Below are 26,070 nucleotides of genomic sequence, written 5' to 3'. Positions count from 1 at the left end.
GTCCTACGGCACGGGGCAACGGTATTTATAGGCCATCAAGGTCGTCATCAGCTCGTCGCCGGTGGCCTCACGTATGCCGGGGTTCTCATCCAGGAATGTACACAACGTATTGCCGATCGCCTCAGCGGTGGTTCCAACCGGGACGCACAGGTTTACGCCGACGGAATTGGCAAAATAAGCCGAGTTCACCATCGCCTTCGGTGCAGGAACGGCTTCGGTGAAGATACGGCGGGCCAGATACTCGTCCCGGCTCCACTTGTCCAACCAACCCGCGACATATCCGACGACAAACTGCCGTGAGCCGCCGCAATCAGAATAAAGGAGATCACCGCTGGCAAATCCGGCGGGAATCTTTGCTGAAACCGTTGCCAAAAGGGTGGCGATAAGAATGCCCGACATCGTATCTCCAAAGCTCGCAATAGCGCAGAGCTTCGATCGGGAAAGTGTCGGAAATTAGCTTCAAACGTGTCATCTTTTATGCTGCATTCAAAAGTAGCAACCAGGGCAGATGGCGCTTGGGAGGTTATCGTGGCTGGGCGCCAAATCCGTCCTCCATCGGACGGAACTCCTGCCCGCTGATCGGCCGATCATTGCCCGGCCCGGAACGGCACCGGAAAGTTAAACTTTGGCAATCATCGCCGTTGTCGGCTCCCTTGCGGTTGCACATGCCGCCGTCGTCGGCTACATCATGCCGTCAATGGTCGGGTCACCCGGCCACGTAAGCGTTAACGTCACTCAACGCGTATGATCGAACGGCTTTGCGGCTTCGATCTGCGCGACTGTGTCCTGCGGATCGAGCTCAAGAAAGCTTCTGAGGACACATGGATAACAATCAACTCAAAGATCAGACTTCACCTGCCCCCGGCATCGAACGGGTCCGCCACGACACGCGGCGGCGCACCCTCGCCGTCGAAAGCGTCGTCGATATCACCCCGCGCATGCGCCGCATCACTTTGACCGGCGATGATCTTGCCGATTTCATCAGCCTTGCTCCCGACGACCACATCAAGATTTTCGTACCGGCCGCCGATGGCGAAGAGCGCCGGGACTACACGCCGCGCCGCTACGACAATGCTGAGCGGACACTGACCATCGACTTCGCCTTGCACGAGGCAGGCCCGGTGACCCGATGGGCGATCGACGCACGCGTCGGCGACAGGCTCGAGATCGGCGGACCAAGGGGCTCTGCCGTGGTCTCCAGGACGGTAAAACGATGGCTGCTGATCGGCGACGAAACGGCACTGCCCGCGATCGGCCGCCGGATCGAGGAGAGCAGCGCCGGAACCGTCATCACCACAGTCGCAGCCGTCACCGGCCCGCTGGAAGAACAGGTCTTCGAGACATCAGCCGAACTGCACGTCCGCTGGGCGCATCGGCCTCTCTCGCAGGCAACCGATGCCACTGCCCTGCTGAAGCTCCTGAGCACGGTCGACATCCAGCCGGAGACCTTCATCTGGGTCGCGGCGGAAGCCTCGGTAACACGCGATATCCGCGCCCATCTGCTCGAACGAGGCTGCCCGCTCGGCTGGATCAAGGCATCCGGCTACTGGGTATTCGGCAAGGCCGATACGACCGAGAAATTCGGCTAGGACCAACCCCGCATTCCGGATTCCATTTGGTGATGAGTTCTCACTCCCTTCGTTCCGGATTTTATGATCCGGAACGATCCGATGGATGTGAAGAGCTATGAATTGAGCGAAGTCTCGGCAGCCTCTGCCCGAACGCACCGGGTGCCAGCCACCGACTTATTGAAAGAGATCAACCACGCGGCGGGCAGAACCTAATGCAAGCGTCCATCCCAACATGCCGTGACCGGCATTGATGTAGAGACCTTTGATGCGTCGGGAGGCGGCGATAATGGGCTTGGAGGTCGGAGTCATGGGCCGCTCGCCCGACCATCTCATCAGTTCATCCGATCGCTCGAAAAGGTCGGGCAGCACCGCCGACGCGGCCAGCTTGAGCGTGTCGAAACGTCTGGCATCAAAACCGGCCCCGGGACGCTCGATGTCTGCCAGTCCGGCGACACGAAAACGGTCGCCGATGGCAGCAAAGGCAAGCTTTCGCTTGACGTCTGTCAGGCTGATACTGGGTGCAAGGCTAGTTCTTGGAATGGTGAGCGAATAGCCTCTGACGGGGCGTATGTCCCGGGCCTCAGGCAAATCAGATATGAGGGAACCGATCTGCGGTCCTGCCGCAACGATGGCCGCATCGACGCGAAGCTCGTCGCGGTCCTCGAACCTCAAGCCTGTTAGCACGCCTCCCGTTTGGACGAAGCTCGAGACCCTCCTGCCGAAAAGCGCCGACACCTGCCCGCGCTCGATCATCCAGATGGTGAGCTGGCGGCAAAATCCAGCCGCATCGCCGAGGGCATCACCGGGAGTGTAAACGGCGCCGGCAATCTCTCCCTGATACGCGGCGAGTGCAGGTTCGATGTTTTCCGCCTCCACCCGCGTCAGCAGGCACTGTTCGAAGCCAAGGGCATTCTTGCGCGCCACACTGGAGTCGGCGGCAGCAAAACTTTGCCGATCGGCATAGAGATGCAGCTTTCCGGCGACACGGTAATCGAATTCGACATCGGTTTCCTTAAGCAGGATGGCGAGTTCGTGACGGGATTGCTCGGCAAGGCGCAGGATGTCCTGCGTATTGTTCCACCAACGCCTGAGCGATGTATTGGCAAGAAATTTCAAACCCCAGCACAGAAAGTCCCGATCGAGTTGCCACTGGATCCGAAAGGCCGGATCGCGGCTCATTGCAATGGCTGGCAGATGCTTCAGCAAGGCTGGCGACGCCATTGCGTCACCATAGGCCCAGGACAGCTGCGCGGCGTTGCCGGCACTCGCCCCCATGCCCGGCTCGCTTGCCGCATCGATAAGTGTCACATCATGCCCCGCCCGGGCCATCAGATAGGCCGACGATACGCCGATGACGCCGGCGCCGATCACCGCAACGCGCGCCATCTCAAGCCTCATCGCCGACGACGGCTGTCAGCTCGACTTCAACAGGAACCCCGCGCGGCAGGGATGTTACGCCGATCGCGATGCGGGCATGCGCCCATCGATCCGGGAAAAGCTCTCGGAGCAGTTCCGAAGCCCCATCGACGACGGCGCCGTGGCGCTCGAAAGCAGCATCTGCCGCGACATAGCCCGCCAGCCGGACGAAGCCCAGGATGTTGCCGAAGCCGCCAGCAGCCGCCTCCAGCTGCGCAAGCCCATTGAGAAGCGCCCAGCGCGCGCATTCCCGCCCCTTTTCGATCGAGACCTCCCCTCCGAGATGTCCCGTCTGCAGCACGGTGCCATCCTTCAGCGGCACCTGACCGGAAACGGTGATGATATTGCCGGTCCGCACAGCCCCGGAAAACGCGCCTGGCGGCGAGGATGCTTCCGGCAGAGCAAGCTCGAGCTGTGCCAGCCGTTCGCGCACGCGATTGCTTCCAGCCGATGAAACATTGCGCGCCTTGCGGGCTGCCGCATCTGCGCTGCGGCCGACGAAGGCTCTCATGATATTCCTGTCGAGTTCAGTCAGCCGGTATTCTGGGTGCCATTGGATGCCCAGACAAAAGCCGTCCGTTTCTCCTTCGAACGCTTCGATGGTGCCGTCCGGCGCCCGCGCAGCGACACGGAAGCGTCCGTGGCCGGCCAAAGCATGGCGGTGCAGGCTATTGACGCGCGCTGGACCTTTCCCGACCCAATTGTTGAGCACGCTGTCCGGCTCGACCGTGATCTCGTGCGCCAACACATCGGGAATCCCTTGCGGGATGTGGGAAATCGCGGCGGCCGGCAGCTCGGTACGAAATTTGCCTCCAAGGCATTCCCCGATCAGTTGCATGCCGTGGCAGATGCCGAGAAGCGGCTTGCCCGTTTTCAAGGCCTGCTCGATCAGCTGAATTTCGAACCGCCTGCGTGCGCCTGTCACCTCGGTCCCCGGCCGCGCACCGGTAAGGAAGATTCCATCCGCAAGAGCCAACGCCGATGTCAGGTTCTCGGTATTGTAAGGCAGGATCAACGGAATTCCCCCAGCCTCGGCTATGGCGTCCGCATAGTTGGCGCGCACCACATACTCCGTCTCGGTCGGTACACCAGGCGCCTCGCTGATGTCGGGCGTCATGAGGATCACCGGCGAACGAGGTTCATGCGATTGCGTTGCATGCCGACGGTCGTCGCCCGTGGCAACGGTCGTTTCAATGGTCATGGTCTTGGCCTTGTGATGACGAGTTAGCGGGCGGCCGGAAGGGCTAGCCGGCGCGAGAGGACCGAGAAAGGCCACGCTATCGCGAAATAGCAGAGGCCGACGGCAATGTAGATCTGCAAGGGCAGGAAATACTCCGTCGCCATCGACCGCCCGGTGAGGACCAGTTCGTTGACGGTAATCAGCGAAGCGAGCGAAGAATCCTTGAGCAGCGAAACGAAGGTGATGATCATCGGCGCCAGAATGACACGCGCGACCTGCGGCAGGATGATCAGGACAAAACTCTGGGCCGGGGTGAAGCCCGCAGCCAGCGCTGCCTCGCTCTGGCCGGCCGGTATAGCCTTCAGGCCGGCGCGGAAAAGCTCTGCGACCTGGGCCGCGAAACACAATGCCAGGCCCGCAATCGCCGCGCCGAAAGCATCGAAGACGATCCCGATACCCGGCAAGCCGAAATAAAGCAGAAACAAAACCGCCAGCAGCGGCACGCCACGCACGATCGTCACATAAAGGGCCGCAAAATACCTTAGCGCTGCAAAACTGGATTTCTGGCAGAGCGACAGCAGCAAACCAAAAACGAATGCCAGGGCAAAGGCACAAACGGAAAGCAAGGCCGTATTCACCATCGCCGGCAACAGCAGAGGCAGCCATTCGACACCATAATCGCCATAGGGCGCGAAGAAGCCGCTCATCCTTTCAATCTCCCGTAACGTCTTTCGAGGAACCGCGTTGCCTGCATCAGCGGCAAGCTCAGCAACAGGTAGAGTGCCGCCGCCGTCGCGTAGATCATTGTTGTCTGGAAGGACGACGTCACCATGGAACGGGCAAAGAACATGATTTCCGGCGCCGCGATGGCCGAGACGACGGACGTATCCTTGAGAAGCTGCACCGCGTAGTTCCCGAGCCCTGGAAGCGCTATCCGCATGGCCTGCGGCGTCAGGATCTCAAAGATCGTCTGGAGCGGGGTCAGCCCTGCGGCAAGCGCCGCCTCCGCCTGCCCGCCCGGCAACGCGGCGAAACCGGCGCGAAAGATTGCGCAGGTAATCGCCGCTCCGATGAGCCCGAGGCCCAGGACGGCCGCCGTGATCGACGTCAATTTCACGCCGATGCTGGCAAGCCCGAAATAGAGGATGAACAGATGCGTCAAGGCCGGCACATTGCAGAGGATCTCGCAGCAGGCATCGATCGCCAGATTGATAAGCTTGATCCCGGCAAATTGCCTGAGCAGGGCGAGAAAAAACCCGAAGGCGGTTGCGAGCGCCAGTGAGGCGATCGTGACGAAAGCGGTTACGCCAAGCCCGGCAACGAGCCCTTCGACGACCGAGAAGAATATGGAAAATCCGGTCATGGCGCGCCTAATGCCGGATCTTGTTGAGAAACGCTTGCGTGCGCGCTTCGCGGGGAGCGGTGATGACCTGGCGTGCCGGCCCGGCTTCGACGATGGTGCCGCCGTCAAGAAACAGGACGCGATCGGCAATGTCGCGCGCAAACGCGATCTCGTGCGTGACGATCAGCATCGTGCGCCCCTCGGCCGCCAGTTCCTCCATTACTTTCAGAACCTCCTGGACCAGTTCGGGATCGAGTGCGGATGTCGGCTCGTCGAACAGCATCAGCTTCGGCTTCTGAGCAAGCGCCCGCGCGATCGCGACACGCTGCTGCTGGCCGCCGGACAGTTCGAGCGGTGAGGCGTCGGCGCGGTGTGTCATATGGACTTTGGCCAACATCTCCAAAGCCAGTTCGCGTGCCTCGGCAGCAGGCAGACCGCGCACCTTGCGCGCTGCGATCGCCACGTTTTCAATCACCGACAGATGCGGCCAGAGATTGAAGAGCTGGAAGACCATGCCCATCTCGGCGCGCTGCGGTGCCAGTTGCCGATCACTCATGACATGGCCGTTGCGCACACCGATCCGCTCGCCATCGAGGCGGATCTCGCCGGCACTGGGCTTTTCCAGAAAATTCATGCAGCGCAGACAGGTGGATTTCCCGGAACCGGACGGACCGATCAGGGCAATCTTCTCACCTGGCGCGACATCGAAATCGATGCCTTTGAGAACTTCGATAGGACCATAGCTCTTGCGCAGGCCTGCAACGCTGAGAAGCGCATTCATCGCCGTTTCCTTATGCGATCATATCGACAGCGCCGCGCGTCTTTTCAGACACGCCAAGGACGCTGTAGCACTTTGAATTGCTGCATAATTTTCTCCTGAAATCGATTCCGATTTCAGGAATTATTCAGTAGGCGGAGAGGGACCAAAGCCGCCGATTGCAGCTTCCGTCCGCACGGCCGTTCAGCCGCCAGCTGCGCAGGACGGCAGCTTGTAATCTGCGGGGCGATCGACGCCGGCGCGGAAGTTTTGGCCCACAGGCTTGAACCAGACATCCGACGACAATCCGTAGCGGGCGCCGATTTCCTTCATCTCGCAGGTCTTCCACATGTCGGCGATGATGGCGTCCATCTTCTGGCGCAGATCGTCGTTCTTCTGATTGAGGCCATAGACGACCTGACCGAGACCGGTCAGCAGCGGGAAATCCGGACTGTTATCGGTGAAGGCAAGGAAGTGCATATTCCAATCAGGGTTCTGCTTGATGGCGTAGGAGATCACCGGCGGATCGCCGATGACAGCGTCGATGCGCCCGGCGATAAGATCGCGGACGGCCGCATCGGAAGTGTCGTAGAGCGAGAGCTGGAGATCTTTGATGCTCTTCAATTCCGGAATGAACGAAAAGCCGGTGATCGTGCCGATCTTCTTGCCTTCCAGATCGGAAAGCTTGTCCCAGCTGGTCTTCGTCGATTGCATGATGCCGTTCTTGAAGTAGTGGATCGGTTCGGACAGGGTCATGATCTTCGTACGCTTTTCAGTCCAGCCCATGGTGCCGAGCATGACGTCGACCCGGCCTGACTGAACCGACGCGATCGTACCCGACCATTCCATGAGCGCAGGCTGGATCTTGAGGCCGAGCTTGTCGGCAATGCGTTGCATGATTTCACCGTCATAGCCGACCAGCTTCCCGTCCTGCCAGCCGGAGCCGGGCATGTCGCCGGTAAAGGCAACCGTCAGCTTACCCTGCTCGGCAAGCTCGAAAGCACTGGCGATAGATGAAAGGGACATGAAGCTCCCTGCCAGCAGAGCGCACGTCACCATCCTTCTCGAAAGAGAAAGTGCCATTGTTCTGATCCTTGATTTGTTGGTTCCCCTGTCCGGTGGTTTCCGTTCCCCGGATGTCGCGTTCGACGAGAGCAAACTTGACACCGAAGGTCGCCCTTGAATTTTACAAATCGGACATTTTCTTTGAAAAAAGGACATGACTTCCCTATCATTGCCATGCGCCATGATCACATCCGAGAAACCTTCCGAAGTATCAGCCAACGAGCCGGACTATGTGCGCTGGCTCGACGATCTTTGGGCCGAGCGGCTTCTGGCCGCACGCGACCGAAAGGCCGATCTTTCCATCGGCATTCTCCTCTGGCCGACCTTCCCGATGATGTCGCTGACGGGTATCGTCGAGCCTCTGAGGCATGCGGCGGACTTTGCCGACAATTCCCGTCCATTACATTGTCGCTGGTCGATCATGGGGGCTCCGGGCCATGCAGCGGTGGCCAGCTGCGGCATCCGGGTTCACGCCGACGCGCCCTACATCAACCCGACCGACTTCGACTACGTCGTGGTCATCGGCGGCCTGCTGCCACATCTGCGCGCCGCACCCGGCAAGCATCGCGACTATCTCAGGGTGGCGGCATCGGCGGGTGTGCCGGTAATTGGTGTTTGCACGGGCGCCTTCGTATTGGCTCAGGAGGGACTGCTTACCGGACGCAAGGCGTGCGTCCACCCCTTTCACGCAGAGGATTTCCGGATTGCCTTCCCGCGTCTTGCCTTCTCCACGCGCGACGACTTCCTGATCGAAAACGGCCGCATTACCGTGCCTGGCGGCGTATCGATCCTGTCGCTGATGACGGAGCTGATCCGAACGCATTGCGGACCGGATCGGGCGGCCAAGGCCGTGCACCAGCTTTCGCTCACCGAGCAGAAGCACATGAGCGCCTTCGATCACGGCCGCGCCTCAACATTTCGCCGCACAGAAGATTCGCGCATACAGCGAGCCGTCGTTCTCATCGAGAGTCGGAAAGGCCGCGACGTCTCACCGGAACAGGTGGCCTCTCTCGTCGGTCTGTCACCACGCCAATTCGCGCGTCTCTTCCAGGACAATATCGGCATGGCCCCGAAGCGCTTTATCGTCGAGACGAGATTGCGCTATGGCCGTTTTCTGGTCGAAAATAGCACGCTTCCGATGACTGCCATCGCCTTTGAAATCGGATTCTCCGACTCCGCCCATTTCGCGACCGCTTTTCGCAAGAAGTATGGGAAGCCTCCCAGGAGTTTCCGCTGATCTTTGTCGAGTGACCACAAGCGGCAGGATTGAAAACCGACTTCAACACCATTGCGATTTAATCGGATACGATTTATATAGGTCTCATCGTTAGAAAGCCTGGACAGGATGAACCGATGCCGACGTCTAAAGCAGCTAAGGGGCCGGATATGCTTGCGCCCACCTCGCCTCAGGCAGGCGCAGATGGCAGGAAACTTTCGAATTTCCTGTGTTTCGCGGTCTATTCGGCAAATCTCGCCTTCGGCCGCGCCTATAAGCCGATCCTGGATGAGCTTGGCCTGACCTACACCCAATATATCGCCATGGTGGCTCTCTCCGAACAGGACGACCAAACCGTCGGCGTGTTGGGGGAAAAGATGTTCCTCGAATCCAACACGTTGACGCCCATCCTCAAGAAGCTGGAATCGAATGGTTATATCACCCGTCACCGCGATCCCGCCGACGAACGGCAGGTGCGGGTCAGCCTGACGCCGGCGGGACGCCAACTCGTCGAATCTGATCCCGCCAACGCGCTGCTTGGCGCCACCGGCCTCGGCGACGACTTTCCCGTCGTTCAGAAATCGGTGACGACGCTGCGCGACAACCTGCTGCGATCAATGCAGGGCGAACCGGGGAAATCTTGAATCAGTCGCCTGATTCCGCCTGGGTCTACTGCCGCAGCGGCCGGAACGCAGTCCTGAGCTCGGCAGTGAAAGCCGTCGGCTGCTCCCAGGCGGCGAAGTGGCCGCCCTTTTCCAGCCTGTTGTAGTGGATCAGCTTCGGGTAGGCCCGCTCTGCCCAGCTCCGCGGCGCGGCATAGATCTCGTCGGGAAACACACTCACGGCAACCGGGATCTTGATACCCCTGGGGTCGAAGAATCCTCCTGTGGGATGGTGCGCGTTTTCCCAATAGAGGCGTGCCGAGGAGATTGCGGTATTCGTCAGCCAGTAGAGCGTGACGTTGTCGAGAATATCGTCCTTCGTCAGCCCCTCGGGCTCTCCGTCGAAAACGCGCGCGATCATCCGGTAACTGCGGATGTCGTGGTCGAGCATCCACGCCGCGAGGCCGACCGGCGAGTCGACGATCGCGTAGAGCGTCTGCGGCCGGTTGTTCATCTCGATGGCATAGCCCAGCCCATTCTTGTAGAAATCGTCGAGCTGCCCCCAGGCCTGTCTTTCCTCCGGCTGCAGGTCGGCGGGTGGCGGACCGCCGGCAGCCAGAGCCTTAGCGATGTCAGCCGGAACCGTGGCGGCCATGTTGGTGTGGATGCCGAGCAATCCCGGCGGTTCCTGTATCGCCATCAGTTCGGTGACCGCATTGCCCCAGTCTCCGCCCTGCGCCACGAACTTGGTGTAGCCGAGACGCTGCATCAGCGCCGCCCAGGCGTGCGCGATGCGCGGCGGGTTCCAGCTCCCCGACCCCGTCGGTTTCCCGGAAAAGCCGTAGCCCGGCAAAGACGGGATCACCACATCAAATGCGTCCTCTGCGCTCCCGCCATGCGCTGTCGGATCGGTGAGCGGTTCGATAATCTTCAACTGCTCAATGATGGAGCCAGGCCATCCATGTGTGACGATCAACGGCAACGCATTTTTATGCTGGGAGCGGACATGAATGAAGTGGATATCCAACCCGTCGATCTCGGTGATGAACTGCGGCAAAGCATTGAGCCGCGCCTCCATCTTGCGCCAGTCGTAATCCGTCGCCCAATGGTTCGCGAGTTTCTGGATCGTCGCGAGCCGCACGCCCTGCGTATCGCCCGTGACGGTCTCCTTATCAGGCCAGCGGGTCGCTGCCACGCGCCGGCGCAGATCATCCAGCGCCTCCTCGGGGAAGTTGACGTTGAAGGGGCTAAGCCCGTCGCCGTTCGCCTCAGCGCTGCGCGTCCCGGCAAGCATGCTCATGGCTCCGGCGGCGGCCGTGGCGGCAAGCAGCTCGCGCCGCGTGGGCGTTGATAGAGATGTGGGTGGCATGACGCTTTCCTCTCCGTTTGGTCTGTCAGGAAACGGACGAAGATCGACTGACCGACCTCGTTCGCAGCAGCAGGTCATTCGCGTCTGTCCGGGGACTATGCTCCCGGGCAATAGAGGGGTCAACTTACCCTGTCAGGCTATGTCTCGACTGTCTCGATGAACGACCGGTCATTGCAAGAAGCCGTAGCTGCGGGCAGCATGTGCGAGATCGATTGGGGAGAGGAGAATGCATGCCCGACATCGCGATGGGCGTTTTGAGCCGGAACGGAACCGTTCTTCTGGCAAGATGCAGTTCAAAGCGCAAGGTGCACCCGGATCGCTGGAGCCTTCCGGGCGGCCATATCGAAGAGGGCGAAGACGCCGAGACGGCAATGTGCCGGGAATTGATCGAAGAAATAGGCGTGGCGCCGGAGCGCTGGCGGTTTGCAGGACGGTTCGCATCGGAAGGCCCGCCCGAAGCATTCACCACTTTCCATGTCTATCACGTCGATAAATGGCACGGCCAGCCGCGACTGATCGGTGATGAACATACCGAACTCAGATGGTTCACCGCCGCCGCGATAGAAACAGAAGCCGAATTGGCGTTGCCTCAGCTCACTGAAATGCTGGCGAACCTGGCTGGCCGGGAAACACGCCCGCCCGCTTAGGTTTCTTGGCGGTCACGACGTCTCGCCGGCTGAACCGGTCTTCAGCGAGCATGATGCTGAGCGTCGCCAAGCGCTCCTTGCTCCATCATCTCGGCCGCCCTGGCATAACCGCCGCCCATTCCGTCGAGGAAATGTAGATGGGAATCCGGCCTGTCCGATGGCACGAGACAGGTCATCAGCGCATGCGACTGCCGATGCAGTCCGAAGTTGATCTCGCCGCGCGTCCTCGCCGCAACGAGTATGGCTTCGACCCTGTCGATCTGTTCGGGCGTACAATCCAACGTCAGGCGCAAACCGTCGTCGAACTTGCGGAAATCCGAATTGGCGGCGACCTCAGACCAGCCTTTCGCATCGACCTGTCGCCCACTGTCCTTGGGAATAGCCATATCCTCCGACAGCGGATGAGACCGGCGCCGCGCGGTATCGAAAACCGCAAGCACCCGTTTTGCCAGCGCTGCAAAGGCCTCGGGACTGGTATGGTCATTCGGCTCGACCAGTAGCGACAGGATCTCGCCCTGCCGACTCGGAAACGGGGTCCAGTCACAGCTGAGGCCGGTCAGATCAGGCTTCGTCGCATAGCGTCCCGGCTTGACCAGATACCGGCCGTTCTTGATCTGCTGCTCCGCCCATTTGAGGCCGCCCCCTGCAAACATCGCATAGGTCGCACTTTCCGAAGCCGCGTAGCGCGCAACGCGCACGTCGCGCCCACTGGTACGGATTTCCCGCACGGTGACGAGCCCGATACGCAGGGTAAGACCGAGATCGGTTGCGGCAAAGCCTGCCACCTGCCGCAATGCCGATGTCGCGGCCATAATGCCCTGCGGCGGCAGAGCGAAAGCCGCCCCGTCTCCGCGAAATACGAAGGGAAAATCGAACGATCCCCAGGCATTGCCGAGCGCAGCGATCACAGATGCGCCCGCGAAGTTTACGTCTTCATAGCGCCCCGAGCGGATCGCCGAGGTCGAGTTGACGACGTCGGTGATGCCGATCAGCCAATCATCGGGCAACGGCTCGTAGACATCAGGATCGAGCACGCGTGAAAACTCGTCATAGGCCTTGTGCGGCCGGGCGCGGCTATTGATCATGGCATGTTCTCCAGATCGGTAAGATTTCCGGTGCTGCTACATCAGGAAGGGTCTGCCGGCCGATCGGCGGGCCCTTCGCATCAAATCCTCTGACAGTGAGGTCCTCCCTTCCCCCGCTCAGAGAAGCGTGGTCTCGACGTCGATATTGCCGTGTGTCGCCTTGGAATAAGGGCAGATGCCATGGGCTGCCTCGATCAATTCCTGCGCAACCTCGCGATCGATCCCGGGCAGGCTGACATTGAGGCGCGCCCTGAGGAAGAAGGAGCCGTTATCGCCGTTCAGATCGATCTCCGCATCGACCTCGGGACCGGCCGGCAGGGTGATCCTTCGCTGTGATGCGGCAAGCTCGATGGCGCCGATATAGCAGGCCGACCAGGCGATGCCGAACAGGTTTTCGGCAGCTGGATGCGGTTGCGGCAGCTTGGTGTCGATCGTGCCGTCGCTACTGCGCGCAGAGCCGTTGCGGCCGCCGGAGATGTGGGTCTTGCCGGTAAAGAGAAGCTTCTCGGTCATGATGATATCCTTTCGGTTTGGGGTTTGTACGCATCCGATTAAATCGGATGCGTTCTAATACGCTTCACCAAAATCGATGTCAACACCATTACGATTTAATCGGATACGATTATTTTGATAATCAAACTCGCCGTACCCGGACAATCCTCAACAGCGATATGCGAGAGGCCCGACCTGCAAGTCATGTCTTGTCGGGCGACCGAGCCCTCTATACGCTCTGCTCACAAGCTCGAGGCGATGCCCCCGTGAAGAGCCAGAGAGATGGGATGTCCTCCATAACAGAAGACAATGCAGGCCAATACGGCGACAGCCGGAAGCTCGCCGCGCGGGCTCGACTACATAGCCAATACACCATCGCCGAGACGGCATGGTTTCCATGGGTTGCGGCGCAGCTGCCGGTGAAGCCGGGCGATCGTATCCTCGACATCGGCTGCGGGCCTGCCTGGTTCTGGGCGGCAACGGCAGGTCTGCTGCCGGAGAATCTTGACCTGACGCTCGCCGACCTTTCGCCTGGCATGGTCGACGAGGCGGTGGCGCGCTGCAGCGCATTGCCATTTGGCTCCGTTCGAGGCCGCCAAGCCGATGCCGCCGCGCTTCCCTTCGAAGACGGCGCCTTCGATGCCGTGGTCGCGATGCATATGCTCTATCACCTGCCCGACCCGGACGCCGGCATCGCCGACATGTCAAGAGTGCTGAGGCCGGGCGGGTCTCTTGCGGTCACAACCAACGGCGCCGGCAATATGGGCGAGATCTACGCGCTGACGACCATCTTCGGCAGCGCGCCATCCGATCCGGCTGCCGAAGCCTTCGGATATGACACTGCCGAGCAATCGATGCGGTCACAGTTTGGAAACGTCTCCATGTCGCAGCATCCGGCAAAGCTGCGGATCACCGAGCCCGAGGATGTATTCCTGGCGCTGACCTCCTACCCGCCCGGCGACAGCGCCGGCGAACTCGAGCTCACCAAGCTCCGTCAAGCCATTGCCGATGCGTTCAGGCAATCCGACGGCGTCCTTGAGGTTCGTAAAGAGACCGCGCTGTTCCTGAGCAGGAAGACGGCCTGATCAGGATCGCGGGCTGCTGGCCCTACGACCGCGGCGGCCGGCCGTCATCGAACAGCGTGGCCAGCCACTGGTAGTATCGCGGCTGTTTCTCCCGCAGCTGGCTGCGTGAATAAGGCGGCCGGTCGATGTCGCCGAACAGGTAGACGCTGGCCGTGACCGCGAAAAATTCGTGATCATTGCTCATCATATAGGAATCGCCCGGCCAGACCCGCCGGCCGATATCAAAGAATTGCTTGACATCGGCATTGCCGAATCCGCCCGGAAGCATCCGGTCGTGATAGGCATGCAGAAGTTCATGCAGGATGATCGGCTTGTCGGACGCAAGACTCTTGACGCGCAGGTCGATGCCGGTCTTGCTGCTGTAGTGGCCGGGCCCGGCCTTTGCGGCGGCCGGATTGGCCCAGATCCTGATCGACCGCATAAAGGTGAGGACATCGGGTTTTAGATCGACATGCTCGACAATATCGAGCTGCCGTTTGACGGCCGCGACCATCTCCCGGTCGGGCTCCGCGTCCCTGGCATTGGTGAGATCCACCTGCCATCCGCGATAGGTGAAAACCAGCGGATCGGCGGCCGCCGTTCCCGTTGCCGCGATCATGATGGCGATGGCGGCGCAGAGCCCCAGGATTTTCGAAATCAGTCTCATGGCGCACCCTCAAACCTGCCCCTCGCGGACTGTCGCACAGGCAAACTAGACCAGAGGCACAAGCGCGTCATAACGGTGTTGATGTCCCGCGCACGAAGTCAGGAAAATGCTGGTGTCGCCGGGGCGCTCAGACCTTCTCTTTCTTCTTGATCTTTTCCTTCGGTTCCACCGGCGCATCCGGTGTCGGCGCCAGAAGCTTGCGCAGCGATGCGATCTTGTCCTTGACCAGCGGCCGGAAGCGCGTTGCGCGGTAAGGCATGTCGGCCGCACCGTAACCTTCCGGCCCGTCATCATTGCCGCGATGGATTTCCGCGAGCTTCACCCCGATGAACGTGCCGTCGACATAGTGGGTATATTCACCCACCCAGCGGATCGTATAAATCTCGCCCTTGCGGATAAGTTGGTCGATGCTGACATGCTTGAAAGTATCGTTGATGCAGACGACCTTCTGGCCGACATGGAAATCATAGCTCATGGATCAAACTCTCGAAAGGCAATCCGCCTGACCGATCTATAGCGCGCGCCGCGGCGGGGATGAACCATTTTCTGCCAGCCGGGCCGATTGCTACGATATCAATTGCACCCGCGCCGCACGCCTTACGGCGACATACATCAATCGCAATAGGCCTTGCCGCTCTTGCGGGAGCGCAGGTCGAAGTGGAAGTGGTTCCAGTGTTCCGGGTTGCTGCCCGGCCCGAGCACGGTGTTGAAATAGCGGCAGCTATCGGTGCGCACCGCCTTCAGCAGCCGGCCCTCGCGCAACGAAAACAGGCCCTTCTTGCGCACGTCGATCTCGTGGCCGTTCTTCAGCACGAACTTGCCGACGTCGATGGCATTGCCGCGGGCGTGTTCCGACATCGGATTGTATCTCTGCCGGCTGTTGTTCATGCGGCGGCAGGAATAGCCGCCGAGCGGTTGGATCGTCTTGATGCCGGTCCAGTAGCGGAAGCGCGCCGACGGCGCCAGCTCGTTCTTCACCCATTTGGCGAAGGCGAGCGTCACCTGGCAGTTCAACGTCACGGCCGGCTTCACGCCGATATTGCCGGAAAGCCCCTTCAGCGATACCGGATAAGGCACCTGACAGGCCGGCCCGTTCGAGATTGGCGGCTTTTCATCGAAGAGCACGCCCATGCGCTTCAGCTCGCGCCGGCAGGCAAGCTCAGAGGACGGCATGACGCTGGGATCGACGGGTGCCGCCGGTTCGCTCATCATCGGATTGTTCGGCCGCAGCATCGCGACCTCTTCGCTCTCGTCCTCTTCGGGAACGCGGGTCGGCGCCACGACAGGGCTGCCGTCGCTCCAAGCGGGCGCCCGGCTCATCTGTGCCTCGGCCGCCGGCTGCGGCATTGGCTGCTGCGGGGGCTGGCGCATGGGCTGGTTGAGCTGCGTAGGATTGTCGGTGCCGATGCCGTCGACAACCGGCTCGGTAGCATTGCCTTCGGCGATCTGCTGCTGTTGTTCCTGCGCCAGCCCGACGACCGGCTGGGCGCCGAGCTCATCATCCATGTTGACGCCGCCGGAAGGGATCGCAAGGTTCTGCGTGCCGCCCCAATTGCCGCTCGGCTGGCCCGCCGCCAGCGCCTCGTCGCTGTCGATCATTGGCAGCCGCCGGGACCCCGGTGCGGTCTGCGCCGGTGCGGCTCGTGCCGCTTGGCCGGTGCCGGCGAGGTTTGGCGTATCAAGATAATCGAGGGAGCCTTGCGTATTGCCGACGGCCGCGCTGGAAACCGGATAGGAGGACTGGCTCTCCACCGGCGCCATGCGCACGGCAGGCGCCATGCGCGCTGCCCCTCTCGACGGAGAGATTGAGCTGACCCTGGTGCCGTTGTCGACATTGGCCGGCGGCACCAGCCCGTCACTGATCGAACAGGTCGTCAGCGCCGCCGAGAGGATAACGGGCAAAAGGGTTCGCCGAGGAAAGGAAACAAACGCCATACTCTTATCGCTTCCGCAGGCTGGCTGGGCAGTGACCGAAAAAACTCACTTCAATTTTAGTTAAAAACGGTGAATGAAAACTTACCGGCACAATCTGAACGCGACGCAATTGAAAAAGGCCGGTTTCCCGGCCTTTAATCTCTCCGCTTCCTCACGCTGCCCGTGTGTATCGGGCCACCGCCGATGGCTCCGCGCGCAGCCGGAAATTCGCGAGCAGCGTCTTCAACTGGGTGCTCTCGTCAGCGAGCGTACGGCTTGCCGCCGTCGTCTCCTCGACCATCGCGGCATTTTGCTGGGTCATCTGGTCCATATGGTTGACGGAACCGTTGATCTCGTTCAGCCCGGTCGACTGCTCGCGCGCCGCCGTCGCGATCGAGGCGACATGATCGTTGACTTGGTTGACCAACGCCTCGATCTCCAGCAGCGCCTCGCCCGTCGAGCGCACCAGCGCCACACCGCCCTCGACTTCCGTTGCCGACCGGCTGATCAGTTCCTTGATTTCCTTGGCTGCATTGGCAGAACGCTGGGCGAGCTCGCGCACTTCCTGCGCGACGACGGCAAAGCCGCGACCCGCCTCGCCTGCCCGCGCGGCCTCCACACCAGCATTCAATGCCAGAAGGTTCGTCTGGAAGGCGATTTCGTCGATGACCGAGATGATCTGGTTGATACGGCTCGACGATTCCTCGATCCGGCCCATCGCCGTCACTGCATTGCGAACGATATCGCCGGAGCGTCCGGCGCTTGCCTTGGTCTCGGCCACCATCTCGCGCGCCTCGTTCGCGCGCTCGGATGCCGTCTTCACGGTCGCGGTGATCTCGTCGAGCGCTGCCGCCGTCTCTTCGAGCGCGGCTGCCTGCTGTTCGGTACGCTTCGACAGGTTGCCGGTCGCCTCGCTGATGTCGGAGGCGCTGTCGTTGACGACGCGGCTCGATTCGGCGATCGCATGGATGACGCCGTTCAGCGCATCGACGGCAGCGTTGAAATCGCTCCTGAGCTTGGCGTAATCCTCGCCGATGTCACCGATCGAAACCGTCAGGTCGCCGCCGGCGAGCTTCTCCAGGCCAACGCCGAGCGCCTGCATCGCTTGGGTCTGTCGTTCGGAGGCCGAACGCAGGCTTGCCTCGTTGCCGCGGCGCTCTTCCTCGATCTGCCGCTGCCTTTCGTCTTCCCGGCCGCGCAGCGCGCTACGCTCGTCAACGGAATCACGCAGCACCAGCAGCACCTTGGCCATCTGGCCGATCTCGTCGCGGCGGTCGCTGCCGGCAATCTCCACCGATGCCTCTTCGGCTGCGATCGCGTTCATCGCCGCCTTCAGCCGGGCGATCGGCACTGTCACGCTGCGCACGATGGCATAGGCGATGGCCATCGTGGCGGCAGCCCCGAGCAGGCAGAGCACCGCCGCCCAGATCGCGTTCTGGCGATAAAGCGCGGCAAGGTCATCCGCATAAACACCAGTGCCGACGATCCAGCCCCAGGGCTCGAAACCGGCGACATAGGAATATTTCAGCACCGGCTCTTCGGCGCCCGGCTTCGGCCAGTAATAATCGACGAAGCCCTTGCCGTCCTTCTTCACCTTGTTGACGAATTCAACGAAGAGGAACTTGCCCGTGGGATCCTTCATCTGCGAGATATCGGTACCGTCAAGCTGCGGCTTGATCGGGTGCATCACCATGGCGGGACGCATGTCGTTGATCCAGAAATAACCGTCGGCGCCGTAGCGCATCGCGCCGATCACCTCCTTGGCCGCCGCCTGCGCCTGTTCGCGGGTCATCGTGCCCGCCTGTTCCATCTTGTAATATTTGTCGAAGATACCGAGCGCCGTCGCCTCCATCTTCTCCAGCCCCGCCTTCCGCTCCGCTTGCAGCTCGGAATAGGAGTAGTTCAGAAAGAAGATCATCGCCGCTGCAAGCACGGCAAGCGTGAAGCCGACGAGGCAGTAAAGGCGGGTGGAAATCTTGACGTTGCGCATGAGGTTCCCGGCGATTCTTTTAGGTGAGATCGATCGCATTCTGAATTGCCGGAATTACTGGAGCGTAAAGCTTAATTAGAAGACGATTAAATAACGTAAGGTCAGGCCGAAACACCCGAAATCAACCGTTTGAAATCGAATGAGATTTCGATCTGCGAAGGCTGCAACATTTTTCCCGTCGGCTGCCTTTAGCGCCCGGCCGTACCGTCTTTTACAGCCCACGGCCTTTGCACTAGGGTGATCCGCAGTGAATCGCCGGCCCATGGCCCATACCAGATGGAGAAGACGTGATGACCGATGCCGCCAAGCCGAGAGGCGAACTGACGCTCAGGACGCTTGCCATGCCCGGCGATGCCAATCCGGCCGGCGATATCTTCGGCGGCTGGGTCATGGCGCAGATGGACCTTGCATCCGGCATCCGTGCGGCCGAGCGCGCCAAAGGCCGCGTCGTTACCGCCGCGGTCAAGGAGATGGCCTTCGAACTGCCGGTCAAGATCGGCGACACGCTGTCGGTCTATACCGATATCGAGCGTGTCGGGCGTACCTCGATCACACTGATCGTCGAAGCCTGGGCGCATCGTTCGCGTTACAACCAGCAGGAAAAGGTCACGGCCGGCACCTTCATCATGGTCGCGCTCGACGAAGAGGGCAAACCGAAGCAAGTCCCTGTGGAGTGACAGGCCGGGATCGAAAGCATGGAAACGGTCAGCTCGCCGGAGGTCTTCCTTCACATCAAGGTGGTGATGGGCATGGTCATCAGCCTGTCGCTCGCCAGGGTGCTGACCGGCGTTGCCGGCATCGTCCAGCATCCTGGTAAGGCCAAAGTCTATCCCATCCATCTCGGCTGGGCGCTGTCGATGTTCCTGTTCATCATCCACATCTGGTGGTGGGAATATCGCCTGCAGGCCGTGCCTGCGATCGGCTTCGGCATCTATCTCTTCCTCGTCTGCTTCTGCAGCCTGTTCTTCCTGCTTTGCGCCCTGCTCTTTCCTGCTTCACTCGACGAATATGGCGGCTACGAGGAATATTTTATTTCCCGGCGGAAATGGTTCTTCGGCATTCTCGGCCTCACCTACGCCATCGATATCCTCGACACGGCGATCAAAGGCCACGAGCGCATCCTCTCGCTCGGCTGGGAATATCCCGCCCGCAACATCATTTACATCATCCTCTGCGCCATCGCCGCCTGGACCCCCAACCGCCGCTTCCACACCGCCTTCATCACCGCCAACCTGCTCTACCAGATCAGCTTCATCTTCCGGCTCTATGATGTGCTGGGGTGAGACGTGGTCCCGCGAAGCGGGAGCAATCGATCCAGTGAATCGATTGCAACGTCGAACGCCCTGAGCCCAAGCGAAGGGCCGGGAGAGGCGCAGCCGCAAACTCCATCCCCACAGTCGTCGCAAACATCACTCGCCGGCATCCGTCACCTGCCGCACCCCACCCGCCCATCGCAGCCATCCTGCTGCATAATGCGCAGCACAAGCACACGCCCCCAGGATCGCGACGTGATGCAAAAAGAAGCCCGCGGTCGACTCCTGAAAGTCCCAGAAATCGATCGATGGCCTGGCCAAGAGCCTGTCTCCGATGCCCATGACCACCATGCTGTGAATGCCGTAAGCCGCAATTGCGCCCGCAACGGCACGAATGGCTGCAGTCCGGATCGCGTTTGGCGACCCGGCCCGCAATAGCCTGCCCGCGACCGCCGTGATCATCGACCAGTGAAGGCCGAGATGGACAGCTGCGAGGATGAACGCCCAGTAGGCAGCAAGGATGTGAATTTCACGCGCCGTCGGTCCACCGCTGACGGGAAGGAAAGCAAACACACTGCGCGACATCAGCAGACTGGTGACCAGCAATGCGGCCATTACCAGGGCAATCGATATATTCGAGGCGATTGTCACGAGCCCAGGCCTGCCCCGCGCCGCCCTTGGAAGCCTCGCCCACCACCGCCTGTTGAAGACATTGTGCGATAGGAGAAGGACGAACATACCGCTTCCGATCAGTTCATGTGACGTGTTGTCGAGCCACCAATAGGCGAGCGCGACCAGAAGCAGCCCGGCGGCCGTGAAGTCCAACACCAAGCGTATCAGGAATAGCGGGCTCATGACGCGGCGCTCTCGCAGCTGCTTCGATCTCCTCTAGTCAATGACAGCTCCGTCGAAAGCCTTGAGATCATCAAGCGTGTAGAGGAAGTCTTCGTCGGCCCGGGAGGAATGGCAGGATTGGCACCGCGCCGTGTTCTCGGCCATGTTGACGCTGCCGTCAGGCTTGAACCATTGGAACTGCCAGTCGCCGGTGCGACGGTCTTCGTCATAGTCGCCGCCCCAGCCGGAGCCCTTTTCCATAACGAAAGTGCGATAGACTTGCCCGTCGCGGTAATCGACCAGCACGAAATGCGTGCCCGGCGGAACAGGCTGCCCGTTCTTCACCGCCTGGATGGCTTCCTTCGTCGTCATGATGTGCTCGGTCACGTTGCCGCGTCTGACGGTGGTGTAGTGAACGAGACCGGCCAATTCGGGCATCGTCGTCCGGTTCGGCTCAGCGTCGACCTTCCAGCCGACGAGAGTGACGGCGCCGGCCACGGCAAAGAGAATTGCAATGCGTTTGATGAAATGACGCATGGATGTCTTTCCTGGTTTTGTGCGGAAGGCGTTTGGGCGACCGGCTCCGGCAAAAGCGGAAGGCCGCTCGCCTCATTCACGCCCGAAGACGTCTTTCGCGATGGCAACGGCCGAGACAGCACTCGGCCAGCCGGCATAGAAGGCAAGGTGGGTGATCGTTTCGATCAGCTCGTCCTCGGTCACGCCGTTCTGGCGGGCCCTGGCCAGATGGGATCTCAACTGGTCGGGCCGATTCATGGCGATCAGCGCCGCAACGGTGATGAGGCTGCGATCCCGCTTCGACAGCTGCGGGCGTTCCCATATGTCGCCATAGAGGACGTCGTCAGTCAGTTCAGCCAGCTTCGGCGCGGTCGCGCCCATCAGTTGCTGGGCGCGCGACCGCCGGGACTTGTCGTCGCCTTCGGTTGGTGTTTGAGCGCTGACGACGCCCGGCAGAACGGCCAGCATCATGCTGGCCGACAGCATCAGGTTTCCCAACAATTGTTTCATGAGTTTCACCTCTGTTTCCAGGATCAGGCGAGAAGCTGCGCGAAGATGTCTCAGCTTCCCCGCGAGCACGATCAGTCGAGCTTTTTCTCGCGAAGGAATGTCGAGACCAGGTCGGCGATCTCGACATTGTTCAGGTCGGAGAACGGAAAGTGAGTGTTGCCGCGGATGCCGATCTCCGGAAGATGCACGACGGTGACATCGCCGCCATGCCTGTTCACCGTGTCCCGCCACAGGCGAGCCATTGCCAGGCGCACCCGCCAGCTGTCCTGCGCCGGCATCGTCGTCGGCTGGTCGGGAATATTGTCGCCGTAATAGATGACGATCGGGATCTTCGTCAGCTTGAGAAAATCGTCTATCGGCACCGGCACGCCCTTCAGCGTGTCGAAGGCGCTCGGCATATCAGCGGGGACCTCGCCTGCCGGAAACACGAAGCTGCTGCCGGGTTCGAAGGCGACCATGGCTTTAACCTTGTCGCTCTTGATGGCCGTCAGCCAGCCGGATCCGCCGCCCTGCGAGTGAGTAAAAAGAACGCCAGGACCGATTTTCTCGAACAGCTTTGCCACCGCATTCGACACGACCTCCATGTCGAACGGGCCGGTGTTCGGCGTCATCGCGCGAAAATACTGGTTCAGCGCTTCCGGATCACGGGAGAATTGCACGCCGTCGAAATAGTTCGGCCAGATGCCGACGCGAAACTGGTTGAACCAGAGCTGCTCATCCGGCGTCGGCTTCACTGTTGTCTCGACCATGGTCCGCCCGGCCCCGCCCCGGCGCGGCTGGTCGACGAGATAGGTGGAGAAGCCTCGACGCAGGAAGATGTTCTGGAAGCCTTCGCGGCCGTCGGGCGTCGTCTCCCAGGTCTTGGAGAATTGTCCGGCACCGTGCCACATCACGATCGGGTATTGACGCGGGTTGACCGGCACCTGGTAAAAGGCAAAGGCATGATCGCCGTGATAGGTCTGGCCTTCGGGATCGAGAGGTTTCAGCGGATCGAAGTTTCCCCGACCTGTGGTACTGGTTCCCCCGACGGCAAAACTGCCCTGCTCCTGGATGACCAATGGCTGGGACTTTGCCGCATCGGCAGCCGTCGCCACTGTCGCGGCAAGCTGCGCGGAGGCAAGCAGCAATGCGGCCAGGGTGCTGGACAATCCATATCGCATGTCGGCTTCTCCCGTTTCAGATGGCGAGAAGGTAGCGGCATCGCAGAGAAAGGATTAGACGGCTCGAACAGCTAGGGTCTATTAGGTCTGCTAATTAATCACAAGCTGTTGATAAGTCGTGATGGAATAAAATCGGATTTACTTTCCTCTATAGCGGAGCGCATCGACGAACAGGGTGAACGCAGGAGACGCATGCCGCCTGTTCGGATAGTAGAGATGGTATCCTGGGAAAGGCTGGCACCAGTCCTCCAAAACCCGGATCAGCCGCCCGTCTTCGATATAGGACTGAACCTGGTCCTCGGGCATGTAGGCCAGTCCCAGCCCGTCCAGTACGGCGCCGATCCGCATGGCGATGTTGTTGAACACGGCCTGCCCCTCGACACGGACGCGCAGTTCGCGGCCGTCCTTCTCGAACTCCCAGGGATATATCGTCCCATGCGTCGGCAGCCGCATATTGACGCAGTTGTGCGCCGTCAGGTCCTGAGGAACATCAGGGCGTGGATAATGCTCGAAATAGCAGGGCGCTCCAACGACCGCCATGCGCATCTCGGGGCCGATCCGAACCGCGATCATGTCCTTTGCCAAATGCTCGCCGAGCCGGATGCCGGCGTCGTAGCGCTCGGCGACGATATCCGTCAGGCCGTAGTCGACGATTACCTCGACGTTGATATCGGGATGATCTGGAAGAAACCGCGCCAATACAGGAGCGAGAACGGAAATCGCCGGATGCTCGCCCGCCGTGATGCGAATGGTGCCGGCCGGCCGCTCGCGCATTTCGCTCAAGGCGGCGATCTCGAACTGGATTTCTTCAAATCGCGGCCCGACCCGTTCCAGCAGGCGTTCTCCTGCCTGTGTCGGCGACACGCTTCTGGTCGTGCGGGTCAAAAGCCGAAGCCCGAGCTTCTCTTCGAGACCACGCACCGTCTGGCTCAACGCCGATTGCGACACGCCGAGCTTGGCAGCCGCCCGGGTGAAGCTGCGTTCCCTGGCGACTGTCAGAAAGGCGACGAGGTCGTTGAAGTTGTTGTCCTGGGGCATTCATTAGTCCGCCTTATAGGTCCATGCGCATTACGGCATCTAATCGAAAGCTGACATGGGGACTAAGTTCACGTCAACTCGACCGGCCGGCAATCCTGAACCCGCTCCTTCCCCTCGAGCCCACACAAAGCCACGAACGGACACGACCATGAAAATACGCAATATCGGCGATCTCGAAGTCTCCGCACTCGGTCTCGGCTGCATGAGCATGAGCGCTGCTTACGGCCCGCCTGCCGACGAAGGCGAGATGATCAGATTGATGCGCACCGCCCATCAGCAAGGCGTGACCTTGTTCGACACGGCCGAAGCCTATGGACCTTTCGTCAATGAAGAGCTTGTCGGCAAGGCGCTCGCACCTATCCGCGACCAGGTGGTCATCGCCACAAAATTCGGTTTCGATATCGATCAGCAGACCGGCGAACGCCGCGGCGGCACGAACAGCCGTCCCGAACATGTCAAGGCGGTTGCCGACGCTTGTCTGCGCCGCCTGAAGACGGATCATATCGACCTGTTCTACCAGCACCGCGTCGATCCCGACGTGCCGATCGAAGATGTGGCCGGCGCCGTCAAGGACTTGATCGCAGCCGGCAAGGTCAAACATTTCGGCCTTTCCGAAGCCGGCGTTCAGACGATCCGCCGCGCCCATGCCGTCCAGAAGGTGACTGCCGTCCAGAGCGAATATTCGCTCTTCTGGCGCGGCCCCGAGGCGGAACTGCTGCCCGCCCTTCAGGAACTCGGCATCGGTTTCGTGCCCTTCAGCCCGCTCGGCGCCGGCTTCCTCACAGGCAAGATCGACGAGAACACCAAATTCGATGCGAGTGATTTCCGCAACAGCGTGCCGCGCTTTTCACCTGAGGCGCGCAAGGCCAATTTTGCGCTCGTTGACCTGATCCGCGGGATCGGCGACCGCAAGGGCGCAACACCCGCACAGATCGCCCTCTCCTGGTTGCTCGCCCAAAGGCCCTGGATCGTCCCGATCCCGGGAACGACGAAGCAGCATCGACTGGAAGAGAATCTCGGGGCTGTCGACATCGACCTTCTGGCCGACGATCTCGCCGAAATCGACGCGGCCCTCTCCGGCATCCAGGTTCAAGGCGAGCGGCTTCCCGAAGCAGCACTGAAGATGACCGGTCACTAAAGGCCCTCTCTCCAGCCTCGTCCTTCGAGACCCCTGCGGGCACCTCAGGATAAGGCTGGTCGCCAGGCCTTACGCCTTGAGAAACTGCGACCCCTTATCAAACCCCAGCCCCGGAAAGATCTTCCCCGTCAGATCATCCGCACTCACATCGAACTGCCGGTGGAGCATCGCTGCGGCCAGTTCGCGCACGTCCGCGGTCGGCATCAAGTCGCGGTCGTCGAGCAGTTGGCCGTCGCTGACACCGGGCCAGCGGCCGAGGATGCGGCCGCCGTTGATGGCGCCGCCTGATAGCACCGCGCAGCCGCCGGTGCCGTGGTCGGTGCCGGCCGAGCCGTTCTGGCGGACGGTGCGGCCGAATTCGGTCATGGCGAGCACCACCGTCTTTGCCCAGATCTCAGGCCCGAGCGTGGTCTTCAGCGTGTTGATCGCCTGCGAAAGGTCCTGCACCGGCCGCTTGAACTGGCCGGCCTGGCCGATATGCGTGTCCCAGCCGGTGATGGAGAAGCTGGCGATGCGGTAATCGCCCTTCAGCATATTGGCCGCGAGCGCGGCCACATCGGCGGTCTTTTCACCGCGCTGGCCATCCGGCTCGACCATCATCGCGGCGGTGTCAGCCCGCGTCGCCTCGGCGAGTGCTGCGGCAAACGGTGGATCGCCGGCATAGAGCCGCGCCAGAAACTGCATCTCGTCACGCGCCGGCGACAGATTGGAATCCGACGCCCAGACATCGACATTGTTCGGCCCGGAGAGGATCAGCTCCGTCGAGGTGTTGACGTCGATCGCCCTGCGCGCATCCGAGCGCGGGATGATGGCGAGCGCCCGGTTCAGCCAACCGGTCTTTTCCTCGGCGACGTGCTCGCCGCCGGATTCCAGCATATCCTGCCCGTCGAAATGGCTGCGCTGGTCGCGATAGGGCGTCGACACCGCATGCACGAAGGCGAGCTCCCGGCTCTTCCAGAGCGGCATCAGTTCAGCGGCGGCAGGATGGAGGCCGAAACGCCCATCGAGATCGAGAAGCCCGGTGTCGGGCGTCAGCGCCAGGGTCGGCCTGAGCGCCGCAAAACCGGCATCGCCATAGGGCTGCACCAGGTCCAGGCCGTCCATCGCGCCGCGCAGCACGATGGTGATGAAACGGTTGTCACCCGGCATCGCCGCGAAGGTGACCGGGATGAAGGCGGGGGCGGCGGCGAGACAGCAGGCCGACGTCAGAAAGCCACGGCGGGAAAGCAGGATCTGGCTCATGG

The 26,070-nt window shown here is 61.1% G+C and carries 29 protein-coding genes; 9 read left to right on the top strand and 20 right to left on the bottom strand.

Annotation, left to right across the window (positions count from 1 at the left end; translation table 11 throughout):
- Positions 1-3: 3 nt before the first annotated feature.
- Complete coding sequence (locus tag ACMUVN_RS04025) at positions 4-399, bottom strand: hypothetical protein (protein ID WP_132572157.1); 396 nt, start codon at positions 397-399, stop codon at positions 4-6.
- A 422-nt stretch (positions 400-821) separates the two neighbouring features.
- Between ACMUVN_RS04025 and ACMUVN_RS04020 the strand changes: the two genes are divergently transcribed.
- Complete coding sequence (locus tag ACMUVN_RS04020) at positions 822-1,589, top strand: siderophore-interacting protein (protein WP_414814884.1); 768 nt, start codon at positions 822-824, stop codon at positions 1,587-1,589.
- Between the two features lie 156 nt (positions 1,590-1,745).
- Here the strand turns inward: ACMUVN_RS04020 and ACMUVN_RS04015 are convergent, their stop codons facing one another.
- From ACMUVN_RS04015 to ACMUVN_RS03990, 6 genes are all read right to left on the bottom strand, one after another.
- Positions 1,746-2,957, bottom strand: a complete 1,212-nt coding sequence (locus ACMUVN_RS04015) for an FAD-dependent oxidoreductase (protein WP_132572163.1) — start codon at positions 2,955-2,957, stop codon at positions 1,746-1,748.
- A 1-nt stretch (position 2,958) separates the two neighbouring features.
- Positions 2,959-4,188 carry an Atu1372/SO_1960 family protein gene (locus ACMUVN_RS04010; RefSeq protein ID WP_414814883.1) on the bottom strand — a complete coding sequence of 410 codons (1,230 nt, stop codon included), beginning with the start codon at positions 4,186-4,188 and terminating at the stop codon, positions 2,959-2,961.
- Between the two features lie 23 nt (positions 4,189-4,211).
- On the bottom strand, positions 4,212-4,874 hold the full coding sequence (locus ACMUVN_RS04005) for an amino acid ABC transporter permease (protein WP_132572169.1): 663 nt from the start codon (positions 4,872-4,874) through the stop codon (positions 4,212-4,214).
- Positions 4,871-5,530, bottom strand: a complete 660-nt coding sequence (locus ACMUVN_RS04000) for an amino acid ABC transporter permease (RefSeq protein WP_132572172.1) — start codon at positions 5,528-5,530, stop codon at positions 4,871-4,873. The genes ACMUVN_RS04005 and ACMUVN_RS04000 overlap by 4 nt, the downstream gene beginning before the upstream one ends.
- A 7-nt stretch (positions 5,531-5,537) precedes the next feature.
- Entirely contained in the window at positions 5,538-6,290 is a 753-nt protein-coding gene (locus tag ACMUVN_RS03995) for an amino acid ABC transporter ATP-binding protein (RefSeq protein ID WP_063475116.1), read from the bottom strand.
- Positions 6,291-6,470: 180 nt separating this feature from the next.
- Positions 6,471-7,349 carry an ABC transporter substrate-binding protein gene (locus tag ACMUVN_RS03990; RefSeq protein ID WP_028757808.1) on the bottom strand — a complete coding sequence of 293 codons (879 nt, stop codon included), beginning with the start codon at positions 7,347-7,349 and terminating at the stop codon, positions 6,471-6,473.
- Here ACMUVN_RS03990 and ACMUVN_RS03985 point away from each other — a divergent pair.
- The 3 genes from ACMUVN_RS03985 to ACMUVN_RS03975 all read left to right on the top strand — a co-directional run bounded on the left by ACMUVN_RS03985 (position 7,291) and on the right by ACMUVN_RS03975 (position 9,191).
- Entirely contained in the window at positions 7,291-7,449 is a 159-nt protein-coding gene (locus tag ACMUVN_RS03985) for a hypothetical protein (protein WP_164735909.1), read from the top strand. The genes ACMUVN_RS03990 and ACMUVN_RS03985 overlap by 59 nt on opposite strands.
- A gap of 63 nt (positions 7,450-7,512) precedes the next feature.
- Positions 7,513-8,568, top strand: a complete 1,056-nt coding sequence (locus ACMUVN_RS03980; RefSeq protein ID WP_028757216.1) for a GlxA family transcriptional regulator — start codon at positions 7,513-7,515, stop codon at positions 8,566-8,568.
- A gap of 149 nt (positions 8,569-8,717) precedes the next feature.
- Positions 8,718-9,191, top strand: coding sequence for a MarR family winged helix-turn-helix transcriptional regulator (locus ACMUVN_RS03975; protein WP_082849719.1), 474 nt, complete (start codon positions 8,718-8,720; stop codon positions 9,189-9,191).
- 25 nt (positions 9,192-9,216) lie between these two features.
- Here ACMUVN_RS03975 and ACMUVN_RS03970 read toward each other — a convergent pair whose 3' ends face one another.
- A complete protein-coding gene (locus tag ACMUVN_RS03970; RefSeq protein WP_063475118.1) occupies positions 9,217-10,518 on the bottom strand; it encodes an epoxide hydrolase family protein in 1,302 nt (433 codons plus the stop codon).
- A 230-nt stretch (positions 10,519-10,748) separates the two neighbouring features.
- Between ACMUVN_RS03970 and ACMUVN_RS03965 the strand changes: the two genes are divergently transcribed.
- Complete coding sequence (locus ACMUVN_RS03965; protein ID WP_132572181.1) at positions 10,749-11,165, top strand: NUDIX domain-containing protein; 417 nt, start codon at positions 10,749-10,751, stop codon at positions 11,163-11,165.
- 41 nt (positions 11,166-11,206) lie between these two features.
- Here the strand turns inward: ACMUVN_RS03965 and ACMUVN_RS03960 are convergent, their stop codons facing one another.
- Positions 11,207-12,250 carry a DUF3095 family protein gene (locus ACMUVN_RS03960; RefSeq protein WP_028757220.1) on the bottom strand — a complete coding sequence of 348 codons (1,044 nt, stop codon included), beginning with the start codon at positions 12,248-12,250 and terminating at the stop codon, positions 11,207-11,209.
- Between the two features lie 117 nt (positions 12,251-12,367).
- Positions 12,368-12,763 (bottom strand): Ohr family peroxiredoxin, encoded by a 396-nt coding sequence (locus ACMUVN_RS03955; RefSeq protein WP_414814882.1) that lies wholly within the window; start codon positions 12,761-12,763, stop codon positions 12,368-12,370.
- A 266-nt stretch (positions 12,764-13,029) separates the two neighbouring features.
- Here ACMUVN_RS03955 and ACMUVN_RS03950 point away from each other — a divergent pair, with 266 nt between their 5' ends.
- Positions 13,030-13,827: a class I SAM-dependent methyltransferase gene (locus tag ACMUVN_RS03950; protein WP_028757222.1), complete on the top strand. Its 798-nt coding sequence runs from the start codon at positions 13,030-13,032 to the stop codon at positions 13,825-13,827.
- Between the two features lie 22 nt (positions 13,828-13,849).
- Here the strand turns inward: ACMUVN_RS03950 and ACMUVN_RS03945 are convergent, their stop codons facing one another.
- The 4 genes from ACMUVN_RS03945 to ACMUVN_RS03930 form a co-directional block, all read right to left on the bottom strand.
- Entirely contained in the window at positions 13,850-14,473 is a 624-nt protein-coding gene (locus tag ACMUVN_RS03945; protein WP_028757223.1) for a hypothetical protein, read from the bottom strand.
- A 127-nt stretch (positions 14,474-14,600) separates the two neighbouring features.
- Positions 14,601-14,948 carry a hypothetical protein gene (locus ACMUVN_RS03940; protein ID WP_028757224.1) on the bottom strand — a complete coding sequence of 116 codons (348 nt, stop codon included), beginning with the start codon at positions 14,946-14,948 and terminating at the stop codon, positions 14,601-14,603.
- A 137-nt stretch (positions 14,949-15,085) separates the two neighbouring features.
- Positions 15,086-16,408: an extensin family protein gene (locus ACMUVN_RS03935; protein WP_028757225.1), complete on the bottom strand. Its 1,323-nt coding sequence runs from the start codon at positions 16,406-16,408 to the stop codon at positions 15,086-15,088.
- Positions 16,409-16,559: 151 nt separating this feature from the next.
- On the bottom strand, positions 16,560-18,377 hold the full coding sequence (locus ACMUVN_RS03930; RefSeq protein ID WP_028757226.1) for a methyl-accepting chemotaxis protein: 1,818 nt from the start codon (positions 18,375-18,377) through the stop codon (positions 16,560-16,562).
- A 290-nt stretch (positions 18,378-18,667) separates the two neighbouring features.
- Between ACMUVN_RS03930 and ACMUVN_RS03925 the strand changes: the two genes are divergently transcribed.
- Both ACMUVN_RS03925 and ACMUVN_RS03920 read left to right on the top strand, forming a co-directional pair.
- Positions 18,668-19,054, top strand: a complete 387-nt coding sequence (locus tag ACMUVN_RS03925; protein ID WP_049813453.1) for an acyl-CoA thioesterase — start codon at positions 18,668-18,670, stop codon at positions 19,052-19,054.
- Positions 19,055-19,072: 18 nt separating this feature from the next.
- Positions 19,073-19,660 carry a hypothetical protein gene (locus ACMUVN_RS03920; RefSeq protein ID WP_047610421.1) on the top strand — a complete coding sequence of 196 codons (588 nt, stop codon included), beginning with the start codon at positions 19,073-19,075 and terminating at the stop codon, positions 19,658-19,660.
- Positions 19,661-19,786: 126 nt separating this feature from the next.
- On the opposite strand, the gene ACMUVN_RS03915 is transcribed toward ACMUVN_RS03920, so the two are convergent.
- From ACMUVN_RS03915 to ACMUVN_RS03895, 5 genes are all read right to left on the bottom strand, one after another.
- Positions 19,787-20,485: a DUF4405 domain-containing protein gene (locus ACMUVN_RS03915; RefSeq protein ID WP_132572187.1), complete on the bottom strand. Its 699-nt coding sequence runs from the start codon at positions 20,483-20,485 to the stop codon at positions 19,787-19,789.
- A gap of 33 nt (positions 20,486-20,518) precedes the next feature.
- Positions 20,519-21,001, bottom strand: coding sequence for a cytochrome P460 family protein (locus tag ACMUVN_RS03910; RefSeq protein ID WP_132572190.1), 483 nt, complete (start codon positions 20,999-21,001; stop codon positions 20,519-20,521).
- Between the two features lie 72 nt (positions 21,002-21,073).
- On the bottom strand, positions 21,074-21,490 hold the full coding sequence (locus tag ACMUVN_RS03905; protein ID WP_029868459.1) for a carboxymuconolactone decarboxylase family protein: 417 nt from the start codon (positions 21,488-21,490) through the stop codon (positions 21,074-21,076).
- 71 nt (positions 21,491-21,561) lie between these two features.
- Positions 21,562-22,650 carry an alpha/beta hydrolase gene (locus tag ACMUVN_RS03900; protein WP_132572193.1) on the bottom strand — a complete coding sequence of 363 codons (1,089 nt, stop codon included), beginning with the start codon at positions 22,648-22,650 and terminating at the stop codon, positions 21,562-21,564.
- Positions 22,651-22,788: 138 nt separating this feature from the next.
- Positions 22,789-23,688: a LysR family transcriptional regulator gene (locus tag ACMUVN_RS03895; protein ID WP_132572196.1), complete on the bottom strand. Its 900-nt coding sequence runs from the start codon at positions 23,686-23,688 to the stop codon at positions 22,789-22,791.
- Between the two features lie 148 nt (positions 23,689-23,836).
- Between ACMUVN_RS03895 and ACMUVN_RS03890 the strand changes: the two genes are divergently transcribed.
- Positions 23,837-24,826 (top strand): aldo/keto reductase, encoded by a 990-nt coding sequence (locus ACMUVN_RS03890; RefSeq protein ID WP_132572199.1) that lies wholly within the window; start codon positions 23,837-23,839, stop codon positions 24,824-24,826.
- 69 nt (positions 24,827-24,895) lie between these two features.
- Here ACMUVN_RS03890 and ACMUVN_RS03885 read toward each other — a convergent pair whose 3' ends face one another.
- Positions 24,896-26,068 carry a DUF1501 domain-containing protein gene (locus ACMUVN_RS03885; RefSeq protein ID WP_132572202.1) on the bottom strand — a complete coding sequence of 391 codons (1,173 nt, stop codon included), beginning with the start codon at positions 26,066-26,068 and terminating at the stop codon, positions 24,896-24,898.
- Between the last annotated feature and the right edge of the window lie 2 nt (positions 26,069-26,070).

It is taken from the genome of Rhizobium sp. IY2 (assembly GCF_047532935.1).
Lineage (GTDB): Bacteria > Pseudomonadota > Alphaproteobacteria > Rhizobiales > Rhizobiaceae > Rhizobium > Rhizobium anhuiense.
The sequence above is the reverse complement of the archived record's forward strand: the minus strand, read 5'-3'. Positions and strand labels throughout refer to the sequence as shown.

Coding starts and splice junctions, on each gene's coding strand:
- ACMUVN_RS03945 (WP_028757223.1), bottom strand. CDS start 14,473: ATGAGACTGATTTCGAAAATCCTGGGGCTCTGCGCCGCCATCGCCATC.
- ACMUVN_RS03930 (WP_028757226.1), bottom strand. CDS start 18,377: ATGCGCAACGTCAAGATTTCCACCCGCCTTTACTGCCTCGTCGGCTTC.
- ACMUVN_RS03955 (WP_414814882.1), bottom strand. CDS start 12,763: ATGACCGAGAAGCTTCTCTTTACCGGCAAGACCCACATCTCCGGCGGC.
- ACMUVN_RS03990 (WP_028757808.1), bottom strand. CDS start 7,349: ATGGCACTTTCTCTTTCGAGAAGGATGGTGACGTGCGCTCTGCTGGCA.
- ACMUVN_RS03920 (WP_047610421.1), top strand. CDS start 19,073: ATGGAAACGGTCAGCTCGCCGGAGGTCTTCCTTCACATCAAGGTGGTG.
- ACMUVN_RS03985 (WP_164735909.1), top strand. CDS start 7,291: ATGAAGCTCCCTGCCAGCAGAGCGCACGTCACCATCCTTCTCGAAAGA.
- ACMUVN_RS04015 (WP_132572163.1), bottom strand. CDS start 2,957: ATGGCGCGCGTTGCGGTGATCGGCGCCGGCGTCATCGGCGTATCGTCG.
- ACMUVN_RS03915 (WP_132572187.1), bottom strand. CDS start 20,485: ATGAGCCCGCTATTCCTGATACGCTTGGTGTTGGACTTCACGGCCGCC.
- ACMUVN_RS03905 (WP_029868459.1), bottom strand. CDS start 21,490: ATGAAACAATTGTTGGGAAACCTGATGCTGTCGGCCAGCATGATGCTG.
- ACMUVN_RS03970 (WP_063475118.1), bottom strand. CDS start 10,518: ATGCCACCCACATCTCTATCAACGCCCACGCGGCGCGAGCTGCTTGCC.
- ACMUVN_RS03960 (WP_028757220.1), bottom strand. CDS start 12,250: ATGATCAATAGCCGCGCCCGGCCGCACAAGGCCTATGACGAGTTTTCA.
- ACMUVN_RS03895 (WP_132572196.1), bottom strand. CDS start 23,688: ATGCCCCAGGACAACAACTTCAACGACCTCGTCGCCTTTCTGACAGTC.
- ACMUVN_RS04010 (WP_414814883.1), bottom strand. CDS start 4,188: ATGACCATTGAAACGACCGTTGCCACGGGCGACGACCGTCGGCATGCA.
- ACMUVN_RS03980 (WP_028757216.1), top strand. CDS start 7,513: ATGATCACATCCGAGAAACCTTCCGAAGTATCAGCCAACGAGCCGGAC.
- ACMUVN_RS03975 (WP_082849719.1), top strand. CDS start 8,718: ATGCTTGCGCCCACCTCGCCTCAGGCAGGCGCAGATGGCAGGAAACTT.
- ACMUVN_RS03995 (WP_063475116.1), bottom strand. CDS start 6,290: ATGAATGCGCTTCTCAGCGTTGCAGGCCTGCGCAAGAGCTATGGTCCT.
- ACMUVN_RS03925 (WP_049813453.1), top strand. CDS start 18,668: ATGACCGATGCCGCCAAGCCGAGAGGCGAACTGACGCTCAGGACGCTT.
- ACMUVN_RS04005 (WP_132572169.1), bottom strand. CDS start 4,874: ATGAGCGGCTTCTTCGCGCCCTATGGCGATTATGGTGTCGAATGGCTG.
- ACMUVN_RS03950 (WP_028757222.1), top strand. CDS start 13,030: ATGTCCTCCATAACAGAAGACAATGCAGGCCAATACGGCGACAGCCGG.
- ACMUVN_RS03910 (WP_132572190.1), bottom strand. CDS start 21,001: ATGCGTCATTTCATCAAACGCATTGCAATTCTCTTTGCCGTGGCCGGC.
- ACMUVN_RS03890 (WP_132572199.1), top strand. CDS start 23,837: ATGAAAATACGCAATATCGGCGATCTCGAAGTCTCCGCACTCGGTCTC.
- ACMUVN_RS04020 (WP_414814884.1), top strand. CDS start 822: ATGGATAACAATCAACTCAAAGATCAGACTTCACCTGCCCCCGGCATC.
- ACMUVN_RS03885 (WP_132572202.1), bottom strand. CDS start 26,068: ATGAGCCAGATCCTGCTTTCCCGCCGTGGCTTTCTGACGTCGGCCTGC.
- ACMUVN_RS03935 (WP_028757225.1), bottom strand. CDS start 16,408: ATGGCGTTTGTTTCCTTTCCTCGGCGAACCCTTTTGCCCGTTATCCTC.
- ACMUVN_RS04025 (WP_132572157.1), bottom strand. CDS start 399: ATGTCGGGCATTCTTATCGCCACCCTTTTGGCAACGGTTTCAGCAAAG.
- ACMUVN_RS03965 (WP_132572181.1), top strand. CDS start 10,749: ATGCCCGACATCGCGATGGGCGTTTTGAGCCGGAACGGAACCGTTCTT.
- ACMUVN_RS03900 (WP_132572193.1), bottom strand. CDS start 22,650: ATGCGATATGGATTGTCCAGCACCCTGGCCGCATTGCTGCTTGCCTCC.
- ACMUVN_RS03940 (WP_028757224.1), bottom strand. CDS start 14,948: ATGAGCTATGATTTCCATGTCGGCCAGAAGGTCGTCTGCATCAACGAT.
- ACMUVN_RS04000 (WP_132572172.1), bottom strand. CDS start 5,530: ATGACCGGATTTTCCATATTCTTCTCGGTCGTCGAAGGGCTCGTTGCC.